Source organism: Paraconexibacter sp., assembly GCF_059438195.1.
Map to the genome: position 1 here is coordinate 59,366 of NZ_JBLKKY010000018.1, position 7,842 is coordinate 67,207.

Here is a 7,842-nt window from a genome sequence, read left to right on the forward strand (position 1 = left end):
GGCCTTACTCCGACGAGGTCGCTTCCGCCGCCTTGGCAGCGGAACGGCGCCGCCCGCCTCTGCGGCCACGGCGCCGAGGCTTCGATTCTACGGCATCGTCGCCGGAGCCGCCCTCCGAGGAGTCGGAGGGGCCGCCGTCGGCGAGCACCGCCGTCGCCGAGGTCCGCCCCGCCTCCTGGATTCTCACGAGCCGCTTCTCGCCGACGAGCCGGCCCGCGCCCGAGATGGACACGATGTAGCCGTCGATCTTCGCGACCGCCGCATCGGCGTCGTACATGTGCGGCTCGATGATCTGGACGAGCACCTCGTCGCCTTCCTTGAACGGCACGGCGCGCTCGGCGACCTCCTTCACCGAGGCCTCCATCGTCACCTTGAAGTGGTCGAGCGGCAGGCCCTCCGTCCCCTCGAAGAAGAAGACCTTGCCGGTCTCCTCCTCGAGCCAGTGCAGCGCGCGGCCGCCGCCGCCGGTGAACTCGGCCGTCACCTTCGGGTTGAGCTGGACGAGGAACGCCTCGACGCCGCGCGGTGCCCGCGACGCGAGCTCGCGGAGCTGGCGGTCGACGTTGATCGCGATCGTCTCCTCGGAGGGGACGACTCCGTCGCCGTGGCACGTCGGGCACGGACGGCTGATGATCTCGCGCACGCCCTCGGTGACGTTCTGGCGCGTCATCTCGACGAGGCCGAGCTTCGAGATCTCGGCGGTGAAGGTCTTCGTCCGGTCCTCGTCGAGCGCCTTGCGCAGCGACTTCAGCACGGCGTCGCGGTTCTTCGCACGCGCCATGTCGATGAAGTCGATGACGATGATGCCGCCGATGTCGCGCAGCCGGAGCTGGTTGACGACCTCCTCGGCGGCCTCGAGGTTCGTCTTCGTGATGACGTCCTCGAGCCGGGCCTGCTTGCCGCGGCCGACGTAGGAGCCGGAGTTGACGTCGATGACCGTCAGCGCCTCGGCGTAGTCGATCATGAGGTAGCCGCCCGACGGGAGATCGACGCGCTTCGAGAAGAGACCCTCGATCACCTCGTCGACGCCGTAGCGCTCCATGAGCGGCTGCGACTCCTGGTAGAGCTCGACGCGATCGACGAGCTCGGGGGCGGTGCGGGTGAAGAACGAGACGAGGCGCTGGTACTGCTTCTCGTCGTCGACGACCGCGCGCTCGAAGTGCTGGCTGAAGATGTCGCGCACGACGCGGACCGACAGGTCGGCCTCCTGGAAGACGAGGCCCGGCGCGGGGGTTTTGTCGACGCGGTCCTGCAGGACCTCGTGGAGCTTGAAGAGGTACTGCAGCTCGCGCTCGAAGTCCTTGCGCGTCGCCCCGTGAGCCGCGGTGCGGACGATCGCCCCGCCGCCGTGGAGATCGAGGCCCTTCGCCTCCTTGCGCAGCCGCTCGCGCTCCTTGTCCTCCAGCCGCTTCGAGACGCCGACCCCCTCGCCCGTGGGCGTGTAGACCATGTAGCGCCCGGCGACGGTGAGGTCCATCGAGAGGCGGGCGCCCTTCGTCTTCAGGGGGTCCTTGACGACCTGGACGACGATCTCCATGCCGGGCTTGAGGAGGTCGGTGATCTTCTTGCCGTCACCGTCCTTCCCGCGGCCGCGCCGCGGGACCTCGACGCCCGGGAGGACGATCTCGTCGACGTGGAGGAAGCCGTTCTTCTCGAGGCCGATGTCGATGAACGCGGCCTCGAGCCCGGCGAGCACGTTGTCGACGCGCCCCTTGTAGATGTTGCCGACGATCGAGCGGTTCGAGCGACGCTCGAAGTACAGCTCGGCGACGCGGTAGCCGGCGGCGGGGTCGTTCCCCTTGCCGCCCTTGCGGCGGCGTCCGCCGCCGGAGGTCTTGGCGGGGTCACCGCCGCCGTTGGTCGACTCCATCAGCGCGACGCGGGTCTCCCCCCGGTCGACGCTGACGAGCACTTGCTTCTTCACAGGATCGGATTCCTTCCTCGGACCGCCAGAGCATGTCGGCGCGTCCGGTCAGAAGCCCAGCACCCGGCCCTTCATCGCCGATGCCGCGCGCCCTTGCGCGTAGATCGACTGCAGGAGGCCGATGGCCAGGAAGGTGGAAAGGACGGAGGATCCCCCGTAGGTCATGAGCGGGAGGGGGATCCCGGTGATCGGCATGATCCCCACGTTCATGCCGACGTTGACGAAGACCTGGGTGAGGAACATCGCGAGGATGCCTCCGGCGATGAGCGCGCCGAGCAGGTTCTTCGCCACGGTGATGATGCGGACGGCGCGCCACGCGAGCAGCGCGTACAACGAGAGGACGAACCCGGCGCCGACGAAGCCCCAGCGCTCACCGACCGTCGCGAAGACGAAGTCGGTGTGGTCCTCCGGGAGGAAGCGCAGGGTCGACTGCGTCGAGGAGTCGCCTCGGCCGGTCTTCTCGCCCGAGCCGATCGCGATCCGCGACTGGTTCTGCTGGTAGCCGGCGTCGGACGGGTCGTCCGAGGGATTGAGGAACGAGGTGAGACGCTCTTTCTGGTAGCCCTCGAGCACATCGACCCCCATCGCCGGAGCGGCGACGAGGACGAGGGCGACCGACGTGCCCGCGAGAGCGAGCAGCGCCGCGAAGTGGCGGCCAGGGGTACCGGCGACGAACAGCACCGTGAGCCCGACCGCGATGTACACGAGTCCGGTCCCGAGATCCTGAGCGATGACGAGGCCGGCGGGGATCAGGGTGAGGAGCATGATCCGCGCGGTCGTCTCGCGGTCCTGCAGGCGCCGCGCGCGGTCCACGACGAACGCGGACAGCGCGAGGATGAGCAGGACCTTCCCGAGCTCGGACGATTGGAAGCTGAAGAAGGGGAGCTGGATCGCGAGACGGGAGCCGCGGGTCACGGTCCCGAACGCGAAGACGAGCAGGATGATCGCGATGAGCGACCCGTAGAGGCCGAACTTCAGCTCCCGCAGGCGCGTGTAGTCGACGCGGCTCAGCACGATCGCGAAGATCGCCCCGACGACGAAGTAGGCGGCCTGCCGCTTCACGAAGAAGTCGGGATCGCTGAGGTTGTCGCCCTCGGTCGCGGCGCCGACCGCCATGAGCGACCAGATGCAGAGGCCGATGACGGCGAGCGCGAGGACCGGGTCGAAGGGCAGCGAGAGCGCGAGCGGCCGCGGCTTCGCGGAGGGCGCGACGTCGGACGAGCTGCGGATGGGCGTCGTCGTGCTCATCGTCAGGTCGTCGTCGAGTCCCCGGCAGTGAACTCGCCCACCGAGCCGAAGTAGAACTTCTCGAGGATCTGCCGCACGAGCGGGGCGGCCGCCTCTGCGCCGTACCCGCCCTTCTCGACCGTCGCGACGACGACGACCGGACGCGTCTTGTGCGGGACGAACGAGGCGTACCAGGACTGCTCGAAGGTGCCCTGGGCGTTCTTGACGATCGCGGTGCCCGTCTTGCCGTGGACGGGGAAGCGCCCGTGTGGCCAGCCCGCGAAGACGTCGGCGCTCGTGCCGCCCGGCTCGCTCGCCGCTTGGCGCAGGCCGTCGACGATCGCCTGACGGTGCTCCTCGGGCATGTCGATCTCGCGGGCGGCGGGCGCCTCGAGGCTCTGGATCGGCCGGCCGCGGTCGTCCTCGACGCGCCCGGCGAGATGCGGCGTGACGATCTCGCCGCCGTTCTGGATCGCCGCATAGGCGACCGCCATCTGGAGCGGGGTCGCCTGGAGGTCGCCCTGGCCGATCGCGAGGTTCATGTTGTCGCCGAACGTCCACGGCCGCATGTCCGAGATCCCGCAGCTCGCGACGTCCCGGCGCTCACGGCACTTCCGCTCCTCCTCCCCCACGCGCTGGCGCCACTCACGGTCGGGCACGAGGCCGCCGAACTCGCCGGGAAGGTCGATGCCGGTCTGCTCGTCGAGGCCGAGCCGGCGCGACCACTTCTGGAGCGGCTCGCCCTTCACGGCGTCGAGGGACTGGCCGAGGCGGTAGAAGTAGATGTTCGACGAGACCTTGATCGCGCGGCGGAGGTCGACCGGCCCGTTCGCGACCTTGCCGGCGTTGCAGCGCTCCTCGTCGTTGGCGCCGACCGTGATGCAGCCGGAGTCGTTGACGACCGACGTGGGCGTCACGAGACCGGCGTCGAGGCCGGCGAACGCGGTGATCGGCTTGAAGATCGAGCCGGTCGGATACGAGGCGGAGATCGCGCGGTTGAAGCGCGGGGCGCCCGCCTCCTCGCCGTAGAGCTCGTCGTAGCGCTCCTGGCTGATCGGCCGGGCGAGGACGTTCGGGTCGAACGTCGGCGCCGACCCCATCGCGAGGATCGCCCCGTCCCGCGGGTCCAACGCGACGAACGCCCCCGCGCGGGACCCGCGGCCGCCGGCCCGTGCGATCGCGGTCTCGAGCGCCTTCTGACCCGCCTTCTGCAGATCGAGGTCGAGGGTGAGGCGGAGGGTCCGGCCGACGGTCGGCTCTCGACCGCGCGTCTGCCCGACGCTCTCCCCCTGGGCGTTGACGACGATGCGCGTCTCGCCGTCGCGGCCGCGGAGGTACTCGTCGTAGGTCCGCTCGAGGCCCTCCTTGCCGATGACGGTGCCCTGCGTGAGCCCGTCGTAGCGCTCCTGCTTCAGCTCGTCCGGGCTGATCTCGCCGACCGTCCCGACGAGCTGCGCGGCGAGCTCGTCCTCGGGGTACTGGCGGAGGTACTTCTCGGCGACGTCGACGCCGGGGAAGTCCTCCTGTCGCTCCTTGATGAAGTCGCGCATCGTCGCCGGGACGTCCGAGCGGAGGGTGATCGCCGCGTAGGGGACCTGCGCGACCTGCTGGACGACGCGCTCCTGCATCGTCCCGACGCTCATGTCGAGGACCTCGCCGAGCCGCTCGAAGCGCTCGCGGAGCTCCGGCGTCGGGATCGGCGGGATCGGGATCTTCTCGCCGCGCTTCCCCTTGGGACGCTCCAGGCGCTGGGTGACGCGCTGGCCCCACTCGAGGGCGGCGATCCGCTCCTCGTCGGGGAGCGACTTCGGGTCCAGCTGGACGAGGATCGCCTGCCGGTTCTCGATGAGCGCGGTGCCGTTGCGATCGACGACCGGCCCCCGCGGCGCCTGGATCCGCTCGACGCGGACGCGGTTCGTCTGCGCCTGCGCGAGGTAGCGGTCGCCGTCCAGGACCTGGAGGTACCAGAGCCGGAAGAAGACGACGCCGAAGAGGATGAACGCGATCCCTCCGAGCACGGCGACGCGCACCGCGAACTGCGGCGAGGACGGGGGACGGCGATCGTGGACGGGATCGATCACGGGCGAAGACCCAGAGGGTACGGATCCGTCACGCCCGACTCAGCGGCGACAGGCCGCCGGTCGTGTACGCGCGGCGGCGCCGCCGCCGCGGATCGTCGGGGAGGGCGGGGAGCAGCCACCGACGCACCGTCGCGTGGACGGGTGCGGCGACGACGGTGTTCACGACGATGACGGCGAGGATCTGGGTGAGGAGGAGGATGCTCACCGGCGCGTCGACGCCGAGGAGGAACTGGAGGAGCGCGAAGCCGCCGATCGCGATGACGGTCGCCGCGGCGCCCGCGGCGAGCGGGACGCCCGCCCCCTGGGGGTCGCTGGTCTCGCGGACGCGGCCGGCGCCGTAGCCGACGACGGTGTAGAGGAGCGAGTTGATGCCGAGGGTCTGGACGAGCGCCATGTCGACGAAGAGCCCGGCGGAGAAGCCGAAGACGGCGCCGGTCGTCGACCCGGCGAGGAGGCCCACCGACGCGACCGCGAGCGGCACGATGTCCGCGTGGACGCCGAGGATGCGCACCTGCGCGATCGCGGCGACCTGCAGGATGACCGCGCCGACGACGAGCGCGACGAGCCGCAGTCCGAGATGTGGCGTCGCGCCGCTCACCGGATCGGCCGGTTCCCGTTCGTGCGCTCGGTGAGCACCTGGACGAAGTCGATGCGCCCGACGTCGACGTAGGGCCGCAGGAAGACCTCCTGGGCGTCGCTGCCGGGCTCCTCGACGCGCGTCACCTCGCCGATCGGGATGCCCGGCGGGAAGAGCGACTCGAGCTTCGGGTCGCTCGACCGCGTGCCCGCCGTCACGACGATCTGGTCCTCCTCGACGACGTCGGTGCGCCGCGTGTACTTGAGGATGAGGGACCGCGGGTTGCCGACCGCGGTCTCGACGAGCCCCGTGACGCCGGACTCGAGGATCCGCGCGCTCACGCCGATCGTGTGGTCGCTGATGAGCGTCACCTTCGCCGCGTGCGGCGTCACCGTCGTCACCTTCCCGACGAGTCCGGCGCCCGTGACGACCGCCTGGTCCTCCTCGAGCCCCGACGTCGACCCCTTGTCGATGTTGATCGTCGACGCGAGGACGATCGAGGAGCGCCCGATGACCCGCGCCGTCACTGGCTCGTACCGGTCGAGCTCCGCGCGGCGGTCGAGGCCGAGGAGGTCGCGGAAGCGCTCGTTCTCCTGAAGGGCGTTCTTCGCCTTGATCGCCTCGGCCCGGTAGCGGTCGCGCTCGCTGCGGAGATCCTCGACCTCGCCCTTCGCCTCGATCGTGTCGTCGATCCAGCCGAAGAGGTCGCGGAAGGGCTTGAGGGCGCGGCTCGCGCCCTCCTGGATCGGCGAGACGACCTCGAGGACGCCACGCTGGACCGAGCGCAGCGGTCCACCGCCGTCGCCGAAGCTCGCGGTGAGGAGGATCAGGGAGAGGACGACGAGAAGGCCGAGGACCGCTCGTCGTCGCCGCACCGTCTTGGCGTCGTACACGGAGACACGTACTCCAAAGCGTGGGGATGGTCGCGCCGGGTCGCCGCGCAGCGACCCTCGCGATCCGAAGGATGAGGCATCCGGCCCGTGGACACCGTCAGACCCTCCGGCGTCGCTGGCGCGTGTTCTTGCTCGTGCGGTGGATGACCTCGAACTCCTCGAGGGAGCGGCCCGAGCCGACGGCGACGCACGTGAGCGGCGATTCGGCGAGGTGGGCGGGCATCTGCGTCTCCTCGCGGAGGCGCTCGTCGAGACCGTGGAGGAGGGAGCCGCCGCCGGCGAGCATGATCCCCCGGTCCATGATGTCCGAGGCGAGCTCGGGCGGCGTGCGGTCGAGGGTCTCCTTCACCGCGTCGATGATCTGGGCGAGAGGCTCCTCGAGGGCCTGCCGGATCTCCTCGCTCGTGAGGACGACGGTCTTCGGGAGGCCGGAGACCATGTCGCGGCCGCGGATCTCGGCCTGGACCTCCTCCTCCATGGGGTAGGCGGAGCCGATCTCGAGCTTCACCTCCTCGGCCGTCTGCTGGCCGATGAGGAGCTTGTAGTCGCGCTTGGCGTAGTTGATGATCGCCTCGTCGAGCTCGTCGCCGCCGATGCGGATCGACTGGGAGACGACGATGCCGCCGAGCGAGATGACCGCGACCTCGCTCGTGCCGCCGCCGATGTCGACGACCATGGAGCCGGTCGGCTCGCCGACCGGGAGGCCGGCCCCGATCGCGGCCGCCATCGGCTCCTCGATGAGGTAGGCCTGGCGGGCGCCCGCGGAGAGGCACGCCTCCTCGACCGCGCGCTTCTCGACGCCGGTGACGCCCGACGGGACGCAGACGACGACGCGTGGATGGGCCCACCGGTTCTGGTGGACCTTCTGGATGAAGTGGCGGAGCATCTCCTCCGTCACGTCGAAGTCCGCGATGACGCCGTCCTTGAGCGGACGGATCGCCTGGATCGTCCCGGGCGTCCGGCCGAGCATGCGCTTCGCCTCGATGCCGACGGCGTGGACCTCGCCCGTGCGCGAGTCGATCGCGACGACGGACGGCTCCGAGAGCACGATGCCGCGCCCCCGGACGTAGACGAGGGTGTTCGCCGTGCCGAGGTCGACGGCCATGTCGCGGCCGCCGAAGCCGGTGAGGTAGCTGAAGA

The 7,842-nt window shown here is 70.4% G+C and carries 6 protein-coding genes; all 6 read right to left on the reverse strand.

Translation table 11 applies throughout. The features are described 5' to 3' along the window. Window positions 1-4: 4 nt before the first annotated feature. Complete coding sequence (locus ACME2J_RS08710) at window positions 5-1,924, reverse strand: Rne/Rng family ribonuclease (protein WP_495544504.1); 1,920 nt, start codon at window positions 1,922-1,924, stop codon at window positions 5-7. Window positions 1,925-1,972: 48 nt separating this feature from the next. Then, window positions 1,973-3,172, reverse strand: coding sequence for an FtsW/RodA/SpoVE family cell cycle protein (locus ACME2J_RS08715; RefSeq protein ID WP_495544505.1), 1,200 nt, complete (start codon window positions 3,170-3,172; stop codon window positions 1,973-1,975). 2 nt (window positions 3,173-3,174) lie between these two features. Next, complete coding sequence (locus tag ACME2J_RS08720) at window positions 3,175-5,232, reverse strand: penicillin-binding transpeptidase domain-containing protein (RefSeq protein WP_495544506.1); 2,058 nt, start codon at window positions 5,230-5,232, stop codon at window positions 3,175-3,177. A 28-nt stretch (window positions 5,233-5,260) separates the two neighbouring features. Next, the gene (gene mreD, locus ACME2J_RS08725; RefSeq protein ID WP_495544507.1) at window positions 5,261-5,830 is read right to left on the reverse strand and encodes a rod shape-determining protein MreD; all 570 of its coding nucleotides are present in this window, start codon (window positions 5,828-5,830) and stop codon (window positions 5,261-5,263) included. Next, on the reverse strand, window positions 5,827-6,702 hold the full coding sequence (gene mreC, locus ACME2J_RS08730) for a rod shape-determining protein MreC (RefSeq protein WP_495544508.1): 876 nt from the start codon (window positions 6,700-6,702) through the stop codon (window positions 5,827-5,829). Before mreC ends, mreD begins: the two co-directional genes overlap by 4 nt. Before the next feature lie 97 nt (window positions 6,703-6,799). Beyond that, window positions 6,800-7,807 (reverse strand): rod shape-determining protein, encoded by a 1,008-nt coding sequence (locus tag ACME2J_RS08735; protein WP_495544510.1) that lies wholly within the window; start codon window positions 7,805-7,807, stop codon window positions 6,800-6,802. Window positions 7,808-7,842 lie beyond the last annotated feature (35 nt).

Coding starts and splice junctions, on each gene's coding strand:
- ACME2J_RS08715 (WP_495544505.1), bottom strand. CDS start 3,172: ATGAGCACGACGACGCCCATCCGCAGCTCGTCCGACGTCGCGCCCTCC.
- ACME2J_RS08735 (WP_495544510.1), bottom strand. CDS start 7,807: ATGGCCGTCGACCTCGGCACGGCGAACACCCTCGTCTACGTCCGGGGG.